The sequence below is a fragment of the Methanopyrus sp. SNP6 genome, assembly GCF_002201895.1.
In the GTDB taxonomy this organism is placed as follows: Archaea; JAADCQ01; Methanopyri; order Methanopyrales; family Methanopyraceae; genus Methanopyrus.
The window spans coordinates 637,599-651,711 of record NZ_CP019436.1 but is presented as its reverse complement, the minus strand read 5'-3'; the positions used below and the strand labels follow the sequence as shown (position 1 = coordinate 651,711).

19 protein-coding genes and 1 tRNA gene are annotated in these 14,113 nt (G+C 57.7%); 17 read left to right on the top strand and 3 right to left on the bottom strand.

Annotated elements, in window-relative coordinates:
* The first annotated feature begins 5 nt into the window (after window positions 1-5).
* From BW921_RS03650 to BW921_RS03620, 7 genes are all read left to right on the top strand, one after another.
* Window positions 6-119, top strand: a tRNA-Met gene (locus BW921_RS03650).
* 47 nt (window positions 120-166) lie between these two features.
* Window positions 167-1,222 carry a DUF763 domain-containing protein gene (locus tag BW921_RS03645; protein ID WP_088335574.1) on the top strand — a complete coding sequence of 352 codons (1,056 nt, stop codon included), beginning with the start codon at window positions 167-169 and terminating at the stop codon, window positions 1,220-1,222.
* A 53-nt stretch (window positions 1,223-1,275) separates the two neighbouring features.
* A complete protein-coding gene (locus BW921_RS03640; protein WP_148688614.1) occupies window positions 1,276-1,866 on the top strand; it encodes an AAA family ATPase in 591 nt (196 codons plus the stop codon).
* Complete coding sequence (locus BW921_RS03635) at window positions 1,823-2,308, top strand: RNA-binding domain-containing protein (protein ID WP_148688613.1); 486 nt, start codon at window positions 1,823-1,825, stop codon at window positions 2,306-2,308. The genes BW921_RS03640 and BW921_RS03635 overlap by 44 nt, the downstream gene beginning before the upstream one ends.
* Window positions 2,299-2,505, top strand: coding sequence for a S4 domain-containing protein (locus BW921_RS03630; protein WP_168168716.1), 207 nt, complete (start codon window positions 2,299-2,301; stop codon window positions 2,503-2,505). Before BW921_RS03635 ends, BW921_RS03630 begins: the two co-directional genes overlap by 10 nt.
* Window positions 2,489-2,989 carry a hypothetical protein gene (locus tag BW921_RS03625; RefSeq protein WP_148688611.1) on the top strand — a complete coding sequence of 167 codons (501 nt, stop codon included), beginning with the start codon at window positions 2,489-2,491 and terminating at the stop codon, window positions 2,987-2,989. Before BW921_RS03630 ends, BW921_RS03625 begins: the two co-directional genes overlap by 17 nt.
* A gap of 55 nt (window positions 2,990-3,044) precedes the next feature.
* Complete coding sequence (locus BW921_RS03620) at window positions 3,045-3,977, top strand: FkbM family methyltransferase (protein WP_343224373.1); 933 nt, start codon at window positions 3,045-3,047, stop codon at window positions 3,975-3,977.
* Here the strand turns inward: BW921_RS03620 and comD are convergent.
* Both comD and comA read right to left on the bottom strand, forming a co-directional pair.
* Window positions 3,962-4,465 carry a sulfopyruvate decarboxylase subunit alpha gene (gene comD / locus BW921_RS03615; protein WP_148688609.1) on the bottom strand — a complete coding sequence of 168 codons (504 nt, stop codon included), beginning with the start codon at window positions 4,463-4,465 and terminating at the stop codon, window positions 3,962-3,964. The two genes, BW921_RS03620 and comD, sit on opposite strands and share 16 nt — an antisense overlap.
* A gap of 3 nt (window positions 4,466-4,468) precedes the next feature.
* Window positions 4,469-5,239, bottom strand: coding sequence for a phosphosulfolactate synthase (gene comA, locus BW921_RS03610; protein WP_088335567.1), 771 nt, complete (start codon window positions 5,237-5,239; stop codon window positions 4,469-4,471).
* A 73-nt stretch (window positions 5,240-5,312) separates the two neighbouring features.
* Between comA and comE the strand changes: the two genes are divergently transcribed.
* On the top strand, window positions 5,313-5,873 hold the full coding sequence (comE, locus tag BW921_RS03605) for a sulfopyruvate decarboxylase subunit beta (protein WP_168168715.1): 561 nt from the start codon (window positions 5,313-5,315) through the stop codon (window positions 5,871-5,873).
* 3 nt (window positions 5,874-5,876) lie between these two features.
* Complete coding sequence (locus BW921_RS03600) at window positions 5,877-6,902, top strand: Ldh family oxidoreductase (RefSeq protein ID WP_148688607.1); 1,026 nt, start codon at window positions 5,877-5,879, stop codon at window positions 6,900-6,902.
* Here BW921_RS03600 and BW921_RS03595 read toward each other — a convergent pair.
* Window positions 6,899-8,398, bottom strand: coding sequence for a 2-isopropylmalate synthase (locus BW921_RS03595; RefSeq protein ID WP_148688606.1), 1,500 nt, complete (start codon window positions 8,396-8,398; stop codon window positions 6,899-6,901). The two genes, BW921_RS03600 and BW921_RS03595, sit on opposite strands and share 4 nt — an antisense overlap.
* Before the next feature lie 63 nt (window positions 8,399-8,461).
* On the opposite strand from BW921_RS03595, the gene BW921_RS03590 reads away from it, so the two are divergent.
* From BW921_RS03590 to BW921_RS03555, 8 genes are read left to right on the top strand one after another with little or no spacing between them, the layout of a single operon-like run.
* The gene (locus tag BW921_RS03590) at window positions 8,462-9,220 is read left to right on the top strand and encodes a 3'-5' exoribonuclease YhaM family protein (RefSeq protein ID WP_088335563.1); all 759 of its coding nucleotides are present in this window, start codon (window positions 8,462-8,464) and stop codon (window positions 9,218-9,220) included.
* Window positions 9,221-9,275: 55 nt separating this feature from the next.
* Window positions 9,276-9,860: a 50S ribosomal protein L15e gene (locus BW921_RS03585; RefSeq protein WP_088335562.1), complete on the top strand. Its 585-nt coding sequence runs from the start codon at window positions 9,276-9,278 to the stop codon at window positions 9,858-9,860.
* Window positions 9,861-9,890: 30 nt separating this feature from the next.
* A complete protein-coding gene (locus BW921_RS03580) occupies window positions 9,891-10,352 on the top strand; it encodes an RNA-binding domain-containing protein (protein ID WP_088335561.1) in 462 nt (153 codons plus the stop codon).
* A complete protein-coding gene (locus BW921_RS03575) occupies window positions 10,349-11,083 on the top strand; it encodes an RNase P subunit p30 family protein (protein ID WP_148688605.1) in 735 nt (244 codons plus the stop codon). Before BW921_RS03580 ends, BW921_RS03575 begins: the two co-directional genes overlap by 4 nt.
* A gap of 5 nt (window positions 11,084-11,088) precedes the next feature.
* Window positions 11,089-11,574 carry an Rpp14/Pop5 family protein gene (locus BW921_RS03570; protein ID WP_148688604.1) on the top strand — a complete coding sequence of 162 codons (486 nt, stop codon included), beginning with the start codon at window positions 11,089-11,091 and terminating at the stop codon, window positions 11,572-11,574.
* A gap of 5 nt (window positions 11,575-11,579) precedes the next feature.
* Window positions 11,580-12,314 carry an archaeal proteasome endopeptidase complex subunit alpha gene (gene psmA, locus BW921_RS03565; RefSeq protein ID WP_148688603.1) on the top strand — a complete coding sequence of 245 codons (735 nt, stop codon included), beginning with the start codon at window positions 11,580-11,582 and terminating at the stop codon, window positions 12,312-12,314.
* A 2-nt stretch (window positions 12,315-12,316) separates the two neighbouring features.
* Window positions 12,317-13,039 (top strand): ribosome assembly factor SBDS, encoded by a 723-nt coding sequence (locus BW921_RS03560; RefSeq protein ID WP_088335557.1) that lies wholly within the window; start codon window positions 12,317-12,319, stop codon window positions 13,037-13,039.
* Complete coding sequence (locus BW921_RS03555) at window positions 13,040-14,107, top strand: M42 family metallopeptidase (RefSeq protein WP_148688602.1); 1,068 nt, start codon at window positions 13,040-13,042, stop codon at window positions 14,105-14,107.
* The last annotated feature ends 6 nt before the right edge of the window (window positions 14,108-14,113 follow it).

Here is a 14,113-nt window from a genome sequence, read left to right as displayed (position 1 = left end):
GCGCAGCCGGGGCAGCTTAGCCTGGTAGAGCGCGGGGCTCATAGGGCCCGATGACCTCGAGAGGTGAACCGGCCTGGGATACCCCGAGGTCCCGGGTTCAAATCCCGGCCCCGGCACCAAGTCAGGAACCGTTACGAAATTCATAACGTTTGGGGGACCGGCGGCGATGCCCCGCGCAGCGGAGCTGCGTCTCGTGAAGTGTCCTCCACCCCGTCATTTTCCCGAGATGGTGAAACTATCCAGGGCGTTATTCAGACTTCTGGTGGAGGAGCACGGTGCTGACGGGGCTCTAGAGAGGCTCGCAGATCCGAGATGGTTCCAATCCCTGGCGTGTCTGCTAGGGTATGAGCGGGATACGTCCGGTAGTACTACAGTCGTCACGGCGGCGCTCCGTGAGGCGTTGGATCCCGAAGAACACGGGATCGCCGTCGCTGGTGGGAAAGGACGACTGGCCCTTGAAACCCCGGAGCGCGTGCGGGAGCTCGCCGATCGGATGGATTTGGATCCCCGACCATTGGTGACGGCTAGCCGTCTAACGGCACGGTCGGACTCCGTGTGTCTCCAAGATGGTCACGACCTCTACCACCACGTTATCGTGTTCGACGAAAACGGTAGGTGGGTGGTGATCCAGCAGGGAATGGACGTCGATCGGAAGACCGCGCGACGTTACCACTGGCTCGACAGCGAAGTCTCGGAGTTTGTGGAGGGACATCCGGTGGTGGCGGATGAGGCGAGGAAAGTCCTGTCGCTTCAGGGGGATCGAGCCGATAAGTGTCGGGAGATCGTACTCGATCTAGTTGGGGATGGTCCGGACCGCGTGTTGCGAGAGTGGAGGGCTGTCAGGAACAGCGTCTCAGGACCGCTCGATGAATACCTGGGTATAGAGGGTGGCGTCGAAGTGCCCGACGGATGGGTGCCAAGGCGTCTCGATCGAGACGCTCTGCTGCGCCTGTATGAGGTCAATCCAACCGATTTCAAGGAGTTCCTGGCCGTGCGCGGCGTCGGACGGGGTCTAGTCCGTGCCCTGGCGTTGATCGCCGAAGTAGTGTACGGAGAAGGGCCCGATCGTCGCGATCCTGCCGAGTACACGGCAGCTTTCGGCTGCAAGTCCGGGGATCCTTACCCGGTGCATCGAGAGCTCATGAGACTTGCAGCCGAGCTGCTGGAGCGGATTAGGTCTCCCCGACTCCGCCGCTTCCTGGACCGTGTGACTGAGTCTTAAAATACCCGTACAGATCGTTCTGTTTCAGAGAACGTTCAGGGGGTGATCTCCGGATGCTCATCTGCGTAGTCGGGATGCCGGGGGCTGGCAAAGGCGAGTTCGTCAAGGTCGCCCGTGAAGAAGGTATCCCCGTCGTGGTGATGGGTGACGCCGTCCGTCGCGAAGCCGAGCGTCGGGGGATGGACGTAGGAGAGATGGCGAAGCGACTCCGTGAGGAGCGAGGAATGGACGCAGTTGCCCGGTTAGTAGTGGAAGACGTCGAACGCGAACTGAGGCGGGCTGGAATTGTAGTAATCGACGGAATCAGGAACCCGGAGGAGCTCGAGTACTTCCGGAACAGGTTCGGTGAGCGGTCGGTAATAGTCGTGGCTATCCACGCGTCCCCTCAGACTAGGTTCGAAAGATTGCGTGGACGAGGCCGTGAGGATGATCCGAACACCAAGCGAGAGTTCGAAGAGCGGGACGAACGAGAGTTAGGGTTCGGGATCGGTGACGTGATCTCTCGAGCCGACGTGATGATAGTGAACGAGAGCGTTAGCCTGCCGGAGTTCCGGGAGAAGTGCCGGATGGTAATAAAGGCGATCTTAAGGGGTGATCCGGATGATCTCCCGGGTAATTTTAACCACTTACGTATACCCGACTGAAGACGAGGAGAAAGTCCGAAAAGCCGTAGGAAATCTGTTCGATCTTGAGATGTTTGAGGAACGTGAGGAGGAAATGGGTGACTTAAAGAGACTAGAGTTCGTGTGCGAGGGTCCCCAGGCACGCTTGAGTCTGGGTCGCATTTACGAGCTGCTCAGGGAGCAGCAGATCCTAGACGCGGCCCGTAGGGTGCTGCGAGAAGGAGTCACCGCTGAAGGATCGATCCTGTTCCACCTGAATAAGCAGGTGGCGTTCGCTGGGAGCGTGAGCTTCGCCGAAGGAGGGGAATCCCCCCTGGGTCCCATAGTGGTGGAAGTTTTCCCCGAGCGACCCGAGGACGTCGAGAAGGTGATCGACTGGCTGGCACCCGAGACGATCGACGGGAAGCCGATTTACGAGGTAAAGAGGCCGAGGGTGCGGGAGGAAGAGCTCGAGTGGCGGTAGGACGCAGGTTGGACGCGTTCATTAGGGACGTCGGTCTCGCCGAAAGCCGACGTGAGGCCAAACGGCTGGTAAAGTCGGGACGTGTACGTGTGAACGGCAAGCCTGTCAGGAGGCCTTGGTGGCTGGTATTCCCTGGAGACGAAATCGAAGTTGACGGTGTTACCGTGCGGGTGGAAGACAATGGTAGCGAGAGGTGAGTTAGTCGGATCGAAGGTGATCGTTCGGGATGACCGAGATGCGAACAGATTGTACTCCTCTATGTACGGGAAACCATCACGTCGCGGCCTGCAGCTGTGGCCTGAAGAAGCGCTATTCTTATGTGAGATCGGTAGGCTCGAAGTCCGCAGTGGAAACGCACGGATTAGTTCGGAGGAGCTGATGGCTAAATTTATGGAGAAGGATCCGAGATTCCCCGTACGTTACGCAGTATATGCTGATCTCAGACGACGTGGATGGAAGCCTAAACCAGGCCGCAAATTCGGGACCGAATTCCGGGCGTTCCGCAGTGAAGACGAAAGGATAGCAGTCAAAGTACTGCAGGAGGAATTTGACAAGTTCACAGCTCAAGATGTTTTGGAGTGGTTGAAACTAGTTGAAAGTACGGAGTTTGATCTGGTAGTAGCTATAGTAGACAACGACTACGATGTGAATTACTACGTGTTTTCAGAGCTAGCTCCCTAGGGGAACTTTCACGTTGTGGAAGCGTCTCCAGACTGCTCTTGGTCTTTATCCCGGAATGGGGAATCGACCGCGTCGACTTTGGCCTAGACTACTGTATTCAGGATGCGTGGTACTCACTGAAATAGTGGATGCTATAATGGACAAATTAAAACATAACCGTGACGTCGTGCGCGTGCAAGTAGAAGGTGTTTCCTTCCTCCTCCGTGTTCATACAAATGATTCTGGTGTATCACGGGAACTCCGACTTCACAATATTCGAGAACCGAAGGCGTCTAGATACCTTGTTACTGACTTTCTTAATGACAGAGAAATAGCTTTTGACGTAGGTGCAAATATTGGTTATTATGCTATTCTTACAGCGTTAGCTTCTGAGCAATCTCGAGTGTATGCTATTGAACCCATTAGAGAAAACTTGGAATTACTTCAGGAGAATATAGCCCTTAACAATTTGGAAGATAGAGTTAAAGCCTTCGAGTATGCAGTATCTGATAAGTGTGGTAGGGTTCGCATGATTCTGGAAAATAGATCTAATTGGCATCGTATCGTTAACGTCGATAACAGTGATTATATAGAGGTTGAGTCAATAACACTTGATGAGCTGTCTGAGAAACTCGGCGAGAGTCCCACTTATGTACGTATGGATGTTGAAGGAGCCGAGTTTGAGGTAATTCGAGGTATGGTTGAGCTACTGGAATCGGATGATCCGCCGAAGCTGTTCATCGAACATCACATACATCTGCTGGGGCTCGATGTTACTCTCGACCTCATTGAAACGCTTCTGGACTATGGTTTCGAGATCGCCGCGGCTTTCGGATACCCACACGCATCGCTCCACGACCGAGAGGGTGGGTACCGGGCGCTCGTCGGCAAAGTGGTCCGGTGGCGCGGACTTGATGTGGAACTGTACGAGCCGTCGTTCGAACAACTGTATGATGTGATTGTGGAAAAGAGTTGGGACTGCTTCCACGTCTTCTATCGGCCTGTCTGACGCCACAATCTCGGACTTAGGAATACACCGACGGGTTCGCCCGCAGTCTCAGCGAGCTTCCAGGCGCCCGGTATCACGTCCAGGTCTTCCGGCCGCTCGATCGTGAAAGTGTGTAGGTTGATGTCTTCCAAGATCTTGGGCGCTGCTTTCCCCATCCCCACCTGCGCTGGGATGTCTTCGAACAAGTAGCCACGGTGACTCATCAACATCAACAGTGGGAGTCGGTAGGTTAAGGTGAGTGAGCAAAGAGCGTTGACGGAGTTACCGAGGCCCGAGTTCTGCATTATCAGTGCGGGTTTCTCGCCCGCGAGAGCGGCTCCCGCGCAGATTCCTACGCCTTCTTCCTCCCTGGATACCCTGACCGTTCGGATCTCCGGGTGTTCTTCCAATCTCTTGATGATCCCGTCCAATAGTGAACATGGTAGCCAGCAGGCGAAGGTGATTCCAGCTTCCTCCAGAGCCTCGACAATGGCATCATCGACGTTCAATCGTCATTCCCCGTCCAGCGCGACCCGGCCCATAGTCTCCGCCCTGAGACCCGCCCGCAGTGTGGCTAGCGGTATCACCTCTTCCGGCGGGACGTTCGCGATGTTGACCTCAGGACCGAACTTGACGATCAACTCGAACTGCTGCTCCTTCTCCGGAGCCTCGAACATCACGCGCTGAATTCCGACTCCCTTAACGATCTCCGATAGTACGCGCACTCGCTCCCTCTTCTCCGCTCCCATCGGACCGTGTTTACCGCTTTCTCTGGCCTCGACGATCACGTATTCGGCGCCGGCTTCCATGCACTTGTTCATGCGCCCCACGATGTCAGATGGCGAAAGCATGGAGTACTCCTCGTCCCTCTTCTTACCTTCTTCTGCGTAGACGGTGAAACCGTGCTCACACGCCAGTTCGATGAGCTCGCACTTCTTCTCGATGGACATCGGAATCATACCGTCTGAGATCTCGATAGCGTTGAATCCTAGCTCATCGAGCTCGTTCAGATACTCCCCGAAGTTGCCCTGAGCAATCGCTATCTCGGCCAGGGTGCCTCCAGGGAACACGTCCAGCCCCGCATCCACGTACATCTCGACTTTTTGCGCGACGATCTCCTTGTCAATGAGCCGTGCCGTGCCCCATCCCAGCTTGACGGCCGTCACGTACTCTCCGGCGGTTTTCAGAAACGATTCCACGAACTCGGGTGTCAGTGCCTTGTCCAGCATGACCGTCGCGCCGTCCACTTTTGGAATCTTCACGGACTTTTCGAACGCCTTCACCGAGTGCCCCCCGGCCGATTCTGGGGGAACGGCTTTAGTGTATTCTGGACCGGGTGGCGCGGGGCCGACAAGTATGAAGCGAATTGAAGCTTTAAGAGTGGTCGCCGACGTAGCCGAGCGGTACGACGCCGTAGTTACGGTCCACTTAGGTTTCCCGGCCCGGGAGCTCTACCACGTTAACGATCGGCGCCTCAACTTCTACATGTTGGGAGCGATGGGTCAGTCCTGCTCAGTCGGTCTCGGACTGGCTCTCTGTACCGATCGGGAAGTACTGGCGATTGAAGGAGACGGCGGTATTATGATGAATATGGGAATTCTCCCTACGATCGCCCAAGAGAGACCGCGTAACTACACCCTCGTACTCATCGACAACTCTACGTACGCCACTACAGGAGATCAGCCTACGCCGTCCGATCGCATCGACTGGGAGAAGGTGGCTGAGGCCCATGGGTTGACGTACTTCGAGGCTTCCGAGCCAGAGTCCGCTGAAGTAGCCTTAGAAGACGCGCTCGCGACTGAAGGTCCTCGTATGGTAAGGCTGGAGGTCGACCCTGGAAACGCCGACGTCCCCTTGATAGATTTGAATCCGGAGGAAATCAAAGTGCGGTTCGTTCAAGCGCTGCGGGAGGGATGATCATTGAAAATACCGCCTGAGGATTTGATGGACTTCGTCAGTGAAGCTCTCCACTCCGTCGGTGTACCGCGTAAAGACGCTCGGACAGCCGCCGAAGTCATCGTAGAGGGAGACCTTCGCGGATTCCACTCTCACGGCGTTCTGAGGTTGCCTGGTTACATCGAAGGAATCGAGAAAGGCGCAATCCGCCCCGAGTTGAGGATGGAGGAAATCTCCAGGAAGTCCTCTGTCGTACTCTATGATGCTTATCATTCGCTGGGACACGTCGTCGGATACAGGGCAACACTGGAGGCTGTCGAACTCGCTCGGAAGCACGGATCAGGCGTGGTGGCTGTCCGTAACGCGTCTCACTACGGGATCGCCGGGTACTACACGACGCTGGTCGCTGAACGGGGATTCATCGGATTCACAACGTGTGGAACGGAACCTGCGGTCGCCCCTTACGGCGGCTCCCAACCTGTGCTGGGAACCAATCCGGTGTCCATCGCGTTCCCCCGTAGGGACGGTCCACCTATCATCGTCGATATGGCCACGAGCGTAGTCGCGAGGGGGAAGATCCTTCAGGCATTGCGAGAGGGTAGGGAGATACCTCAAGACTGGGCCGTAGGGCCCGACGGAGAGCCTACCACGGATCCCGAGGAGGCCCTTGCAGGGGCACTACTACCGTTCGGAGGGCACAAGGGGTATGCCCTGTGCTTGGCACTCGAGGTGTTAACTGGTCCCGTCGTTGGGGCTGCCGCCGGGAAAGACGTTCAGGGGACTACGGATCCTACGGTTCCGTGCAACAAAGGTGACGTGTTCGTAGCGCTCGACCTGTCGGCCTTAGTCGACGAACATGAGTACTACGATCGACTTGAAAAGTTGGTATCGCAAGTTAAATCCGCCGGAGACGACGTTCTCCTCCCGGGAGAGCTGGAGTTCCGACGCCGAGAACGCGCACTTCGGGAGGGTATCGAGCTTCCGGAAGGATCGGTACGTGCCGTCCGAGAAGTGGCGGAAAAGTTAGGGTTGGAGGATCCGACGCGTTAGTCCCCGCGTCGACATGCCAGCCGATTCACGCCCCGAACGAACGCCTTCACGCTGGCCATCACGATGTCCTCTGCGGCACCTCGAGCAGTGGTGACGTTCCCGTTCTCGTCCTCCAACCTCACCGTAACCTCGGCGAGAGCGTCGGTGCCCCCGGTGATAGCCTCTAGGCGATACTCCTTCAGCTCCACGTCTATACCGAGCTCCTCGATCGCCTTGCGCAGTGCCCGTATCGCCGCGTCAACTGGGCCAACACCGGTCGACGCCGCTTCATGCTCCTCACCGTCTAAGTACACACGTACCGACGCTGTCGGCGTGAACTTGTTCCCAGTCATCACGGCGATCTCTTCCAGCTTGACCGCCGCCTCTGACTCGGGCACCTCGCCGACGACGTCCCGGGCTATGGCTTCGAGATCGTCTTCGGTGACGCGTTTGCCCTTATCCCCGAGCTCCTTGACGCGCCGAACTATCTCGTCGAGTTGTTCCTCCGTGACCTCGATCCTCATCTCCTCGAGCTTCTTCTTGATCGCGTGCCGACCCGCGTGCTTACCTAGTACTATACGCCGTTTATGACCGACGTCCTCAGGCCGTATGGGTTCGTACGTCTCCGCCTTCTTGATCACACCGTGGGAGTGAATCCCCGACTCGTGGGCGAAGGCGTTCTCGCCGACTATCGGGGTGTTCGGAGGCACTACGACGCCAGTCAGTCGCTCCACGAGCCGTGAGAGCTCGACGAGCATCTCGGTCCTCACGCCCAACTCGATATCGTACAACGCTTTGAGGGCCATTACGACCTGTTCCAATGATGCGTTACCGGCGCGCTCGCCGATCCCGTTTACGGTCACATGAACCTGTTCGGCCCCAGCTTCGACGGCGGCCAATGAGTTGGCCACGGCCATGCCGAAGTCGTTGTGGCAGTGAACGCTGACTGGCACGTTCACGGCGTCGACTACTTCCGCCGTCAGTCGATACATCTCTGGAGGGGTCATGACGCCAACAGTGTCCGGGACGTTGACACGATCCGCTCCGGCCTCCACGGTAGCTTTATAGACCTCGAGCAGGTAGTCCCGGTCCGTCCGTGTGGCGTCCTCCGCAGAGAACTCCACTGTGACCCCGTGGTCACTGGCGTACTCCACGCCCTCTACGGCACGCTCCAAAGCCTCTTCCCGGGACATCTCCAACTTGTATTTGAGGTGGATGTCCGACGTTGCTATGAACACGTGTACGCAGTCTACGTCTGCGTCGATCGCCGCGTCTATATCACCCTTCACGCACCTAGCTAACCCGCATATCTCCGCCTCCAGTTCCTCACTTGCTATCATCTTCACTGCCTCGAACTCACCCTCGCTGGCTACGGGGAAACCCGCTTCGATGGTATCCACGCCGAACTCGTCCAACTTCATCGCGATCTCGACCTTCTCCTCCACCGTGAGACTGACGCCCGGCGTCTGTTCTCCGTCTCTCAGCGTTGTGTCGAAGATCCGTACCCGGTCGGGCAACTTACGCTCCCAGCAGAAAGGAAGTCCCCTCGACCATTTTCGAGCCCCCGAGGGGAAACGAGCTTGAGAACCGAGGAGTTGAAACTGAAGTTGAAGGAGCTCGTCGAAAGTATCGAAGACGAGGGACTGCGAGAACTCGTTATGAAGGTTTTGGAAGAAGGGTTCGCCCACGAGGAAGTACCCGATCCCGAGCCCGTTGAGGAGGTTCCGGCCAGCCGCAGACAACATCACTCTTACCCAGGGGGGTTGCTCGAACACACAGTAGCGACGACTAAACTCGCCCTCGCGATGGCTGAGGTGTTCGAGGAAATTTACGGGGTGGAGGTGGACCGTGACCTCGTGATCGCGGCCGCGATACTTCACGACTTGGGCAAGGCAACATCCTACGAGCAGCGCGAGGAACGGTATAAGATCTCCGACTTCGGACGTCGATTGGACCACCTCACACTGATCGCGGCGGAGTTGTACGCTCGAGGTGCACCGGTGGAACTCATCCACGCGGTGGCCGCACATCACGGCCGCGGATCTCCGATACCTCCGAACACACCTGAAGCTCTCATCGTGCACCTGGCGGACCGGTCCGATGCCGAGTTCGCCACCGAAGTGATCAAAGCCGCCCGTAACGTGGTCAGGGCTCGGCTGAGGGAGCTCGGCATGGAGCCTACTGACGAGCTCGTCGAAGAGGTCCTAAGGCGCGTCGGGCCCTCCGAGATCTTCCTCACCAGGGTTCGAGAGGGGCGAGACGCCGTCAGACAGCTGGTGGCCGAGATCCTCGAGGAGATCGAGGAGGGTCCATCCTCATATGCGTCAACCCGTGGATGATCCTTCACGGTAAACTCTTAAGTCGGCGTGGGCCGGCCGCGAGGGGGTGGATGCCGTGTCGATGTACAAGTACCAGCGGGAGGCGTGGAAGCGACCCAATGACTCTTACGTTGGAGAGCTGCTGAAAGAGCGTCTCCCGAAGTGGCGTAAGGGACCGTCGGTCCAGCGTATTAAGCGTCCGACGAGAATCGAGCGAGCACGTCGTCTAGGGTACCGCGCTAAGCCCGGCTACGTGGTAGTTCGCGTACGCGTACCCAAGGGAGGTCGTCGCAAGTCGAGACCGAGGAAGGGTCGTCGCCCCAAGCGTATGGGTAAGAATAAGTTCTCGCCGGGCAAGAGCAAGCAGTGGATAGCCGAGGAGCGCGCCCAGCGTAAGTACCCGAATCTGGAAGTGCTCAACTCCTACTGGGTCGGTGAGGATGGTCAGTACAAGTACTATGAGGTGATCATGGTGGACCCGTATCACCCGCAGATCAAGAGTGACCACCGCATTAACTGGATCTGTCAGAAGTCCCAGAAAGGACGCGTGTTCCGTGGTAAGACCGGGGCGGGCAAGAAGGCTCGAGGACTGCGGAAGCGCGGTAAGGGTGCCGAGAAAGTCAGGCCGAGCCTCCGAGCCCACAGGAGGCGCGGTAAGTGATCTCCGCCGCGCCCTCATCGGGGTCGTACCTTGACTCTCCCCGTCAACAGTATCTCAGCCCGCGTGATCGCTCACGCTACTGAGGATGAGGTGAAAGTTCTCGAGGCGTTGGCGAACGTATTAGGTGGTGTTCTCGAGGAGGAAGACGTCGAGCCCGAGACGTTCTACGCGGAGGGACACCACGGGAACCCGATCACCATATTTCAAGTCAAGATCGACAGGCCGAGGTACATCGAGCGAGTCCTGGAACACTGGCGTGAGAACATACCAGCGGAGGAGCGGAGGCGCGTGTGGAGTGACATAGAGCGGCGAGTAGATGACAAGGGCAATCTCTACCTGCGCTTCGACAAGCAGAGCGCCTACAAGGGGGAGCTGCGGATATCGGACGCAGACGATGTGGTCAGGGTGAAAGTCAACCTGGAGAGCTACCCTGCGAGCCGCGAGGGGGGCATAAAGACGCTAGAGCGGCTCGGTATCTTCTCCGACGATTGAGGGTTTCCGAGAACTTCGCCCTTCGAGTTCACGTCGACGAGGTAGATCCCCTGAGGATGGCTCTGGCCGTCGAGCGTTTGGACTACGAGATCGCCGTCCTCTGTCTGGAACTGGAAGCGGAACATCTGAATATTGACGATTTGAGGTGGCTCATCGAGGAAATCCGGGACATCCGTGAACACGTTGAGAGCGTGCTCGTCCTACCTGGCTGCAAACTAGAGGCGGAGTCCGCGGAGACTCTCCGTAGAGCGATCCGCCGAACACGACCCCTCGTGTACTTGCTCGCCGTCGGCGGCGGCGATCCTAAAATCAATCGAACTGCTGTTTCCGATACTAGGGTTGATCTACTATCACATCCAGAGCGCGGTAACCCCCACGCTGGTTTAGGCAAGTATGAGATCGAGCTAGCACGGGAGAAGTGGACCTACGTGGAGATCGATCTATCGAGACTGCTCCGACGGGAGGGCGAGCGACTCGCGTGGCAGGTCTCTCGAATTCGTGACCTCTTACGCTTGCGCCGCAGGAAACGGTTTCCGACTGTCGTGGCGCTGGGTGCACGTGATCCACTGGAATTGATCAGGCCGAAGCAGGTGGAGGATGTCTTGAAACTTCTGGGGTTTGAAGATATCGAGGTGAAGGAGATGTTTGTCGAGGCTCCCAGGGAAATCCTCCGGTGGAACACGGCGTGTAAGCATGTTTTCACGGTGCCCGGCGTCGCCTCACTGGGGTGAAACACATGCGTGTGCGTCTGTCCTCCGCACTCCGCCCCAGATGGCGTTATGTAACGTTTAAGGTATGGTCGGAGCGCGTCGAAGTGCTGGATTTCGAGGGGATGAAGGACCTCGTCGTTCGAGCTCTACTTTCGGTGTTGGGGCCTACGGGAACCGGCCGGATCGGACCATGGTTAGTGCGTAGTTACCGTGATCTTAACGCGGGCATCCTGAGGGTGCGACGGGGTCAAGAGGAGGAGGCACGCGCGGCATTATCATTATACCGTCGGGATCCGGAGCTCGGTCGTGTTTTCATCGAGGTTCTCGGTACCTCCGGAACGATTAAAGGGGCGGAACGGTACCTCTCTCGAGTCCCGAAATGTGACCGTGAGCGGGTGGGGAACCGCGAGTTCGTGTTGTACGAGAACGGTGAAATCGACGTCGTGGAGGATGGTCGTGTAGTTGCGTTCGCCAGCTTCGAACGTCCACTGCCTGAAGAGAATCGGGGGTAGTAGCCGTGCAACCTGCTCAGACGGCGTATGACCGGGCTATCACCGTCTTCAGCCCGGACGGCCGACTGTTCCAGGTTGAGTACGCGCGCGAGGCCGTCAAGCGCGGTACTACGGCTTTAGGGATTAAAGTGGAAGAAGGCGTCGTCCTTGGGGTCGATAAGCGTGTCACCTCCAAGCTGATCGAGCCCGAGTCCATAGAGAAAGTCTACCAGATCGACACTCACATCGGAGCAGCTACGGCGGGACTCGTCGCGGACGCTCGCGTGTTAGTCGAGCGTGCCAGGATCGAGGCACAGACGTATCGGTACACTTACGGTGAGCCGATCGATGTAGACGTGCTCGTGAAGGCTATCTGCGACCTCAAGCAGGTGTACACGCAGCATGGAGGAGTTCGACCCTTCGGAACCGCGCTTTTGATCGCCGGTGTAGATAGGAAGGGATGTCGCCTGTTCGAAACCGATCCCAGCGGTGCTCTGACGGAGCACAAAGCCACGGCGATCGGTGAAGGTCGCCAGGAAGCGCTCGACGTGTTCGAGGAGGAATACCGGGAGGACATGACCATCCGAGAGGCCGTCAAGCTCGCGGTGCGGGCGCTGTACGAAGCCTCACGGGAGGAGACCACCGCCGACAACCTCGAGATCGCCGTCGTCGACGAACAAGGATTCCGGAAGCTTGAGCGGGAGAAAATCGAGGAGATGTTTGAACGTGCAGTCGGTTCGGAGAAAGACGAGGGTGAGTAACAATGGCCAGAGTCAGTCTGGAAGACGCCGTTGTAGCACGTCTGGAGAAGGGAGGCGAACGATTCGAGGTGCTCGTCGATCCCGAAGGGGCCCGTAAACTCCGGGAAGGTGAAGACGTGGACGTCGAGGAGATATTGGCCGTGGAACAAGTCTTTCGCGATGCCAGGAAAGGTGAGAGGGCCTCAGAGCAAGCGATGGAGGAACTTTTCGGCACTTCCGACCCCATTAAGGTCGCGGAAATCGTGATCAAGGAGGGAGAAATACAGCTAACCGCGGAACAACGAAGGAAAATGCAGGAAGAAGTTAAACGGAAAATCGTCCACATAATCGCCCGCCGCGCGGTGGATCCCAGAACGGGGGCTCCGCATCCTCCTGAGCGAATCGAACGTGCCATGGAGGAGACCGGTGTTCACATCGATCCTATGAAGGGTGCTGAGGAGCAGGTAAAGGACGTCATCAAGCAGTTGCGTCCGGTCCTGCCGATGAAGTTCGAGGAAGTGAAAGTGGCCATCCGTATCCCCGCGAAGTACACCGGACAGGCTATGGGTATCGTGCGCGAGTTCGGTGATATCGAGCGGGAGGAGTGGCAGTACGACGGTGCTTGGGTAGCCGTAGTACGATTACCGGCTGGGTTGCAGGACGAGTTCTTCGAGAAGCTTAACGAGATCACTAAGGGAGATTTCGAGAGCAAGATCCTGGAAAGGGAGAGTGTGGAGGGTCCCTGAATGGTAACCGTCGAAACCCTCGCGGAACACCTACGCGAGCTTATCGGCCGTGTGGCTCCGCCGGGCTGGGAGGACGAGGTCCGCGAGTACGTGGAGGATACGCTGGAGAAATACTGTGACGACGTCCATGTGGATACCCTGGGGAACGTGGTCGGTACTATCGAAGGCTCCGAGTACGAGGTGATGGTAGCCGCCCACATGGACGAAGTAGGTTTCATCGTCAAATCCATCGACAAGAACGGGTTCATACGGTTCGCGAAGCTCGGCGGTATCGATGACAGGATCCTACCGGGCTCACGCGTGATCATCGTGAACTCCGAGGGCGAGAAGGTGCCGGGGGTAGTCGGAACTAAGCCTCCGCACATCCAGGAGCCGAAGGAGCGGCGGAAGGTACCCGAGCACAAGGACTTGTTCATAGATATCGGCGCCTCAGACCGTGAGGAGGCTGAGGAACTCGTGAGCGTGGGTGATGTCGGTGTCCTAGCCGGAGAGTTCGTGGAACTGGTAGGGTCGAGAGTAAACGGTCGAGGTCTCGACGATAAGATTGGCGTCGCCGTCCTTCTCGCTCTGGCCGAGCGTCTCTCCGACCTCGACGGAGATCACCCCACGTTTTACCTGGTGGGGACAGTTCAGGAGGAGGTGGGTCTGAAGGGGGCCAAAACGTCCGCCTTTGAGGTCTATCCAGACGGTGCTGTAGTTCTGGACACCGCCGTAGCTGGTGACGTGCCGGGATTGAAGAGGACGGAGCTAAAGCTTGGGAAGGGACCGGCGATCACGGTAGTCGACGCGAGTGGTCGAGGTCTAATCACTCACCCTAAGGTGAGAAAGCTACTGATAGATACCGCGGAAGAGCTGGACATCCCATACCAGCTCGAAGTGGGCGAGGGAGGCACCACCGACGCGACGGCTATTCACCTGACCAGAGGTGGCGTCCCGACGGGTGTGGTGGGAATCCCGACCAGGTACCTACACTCACCGGCGGAGGTGCTGGATCTCGAGGATGCGAAACACGCCCTCGAGCTCGTAACTGAGGTCGTGCAAAGGTTCCCGGATTACGTACCGAGGTGATGCGAG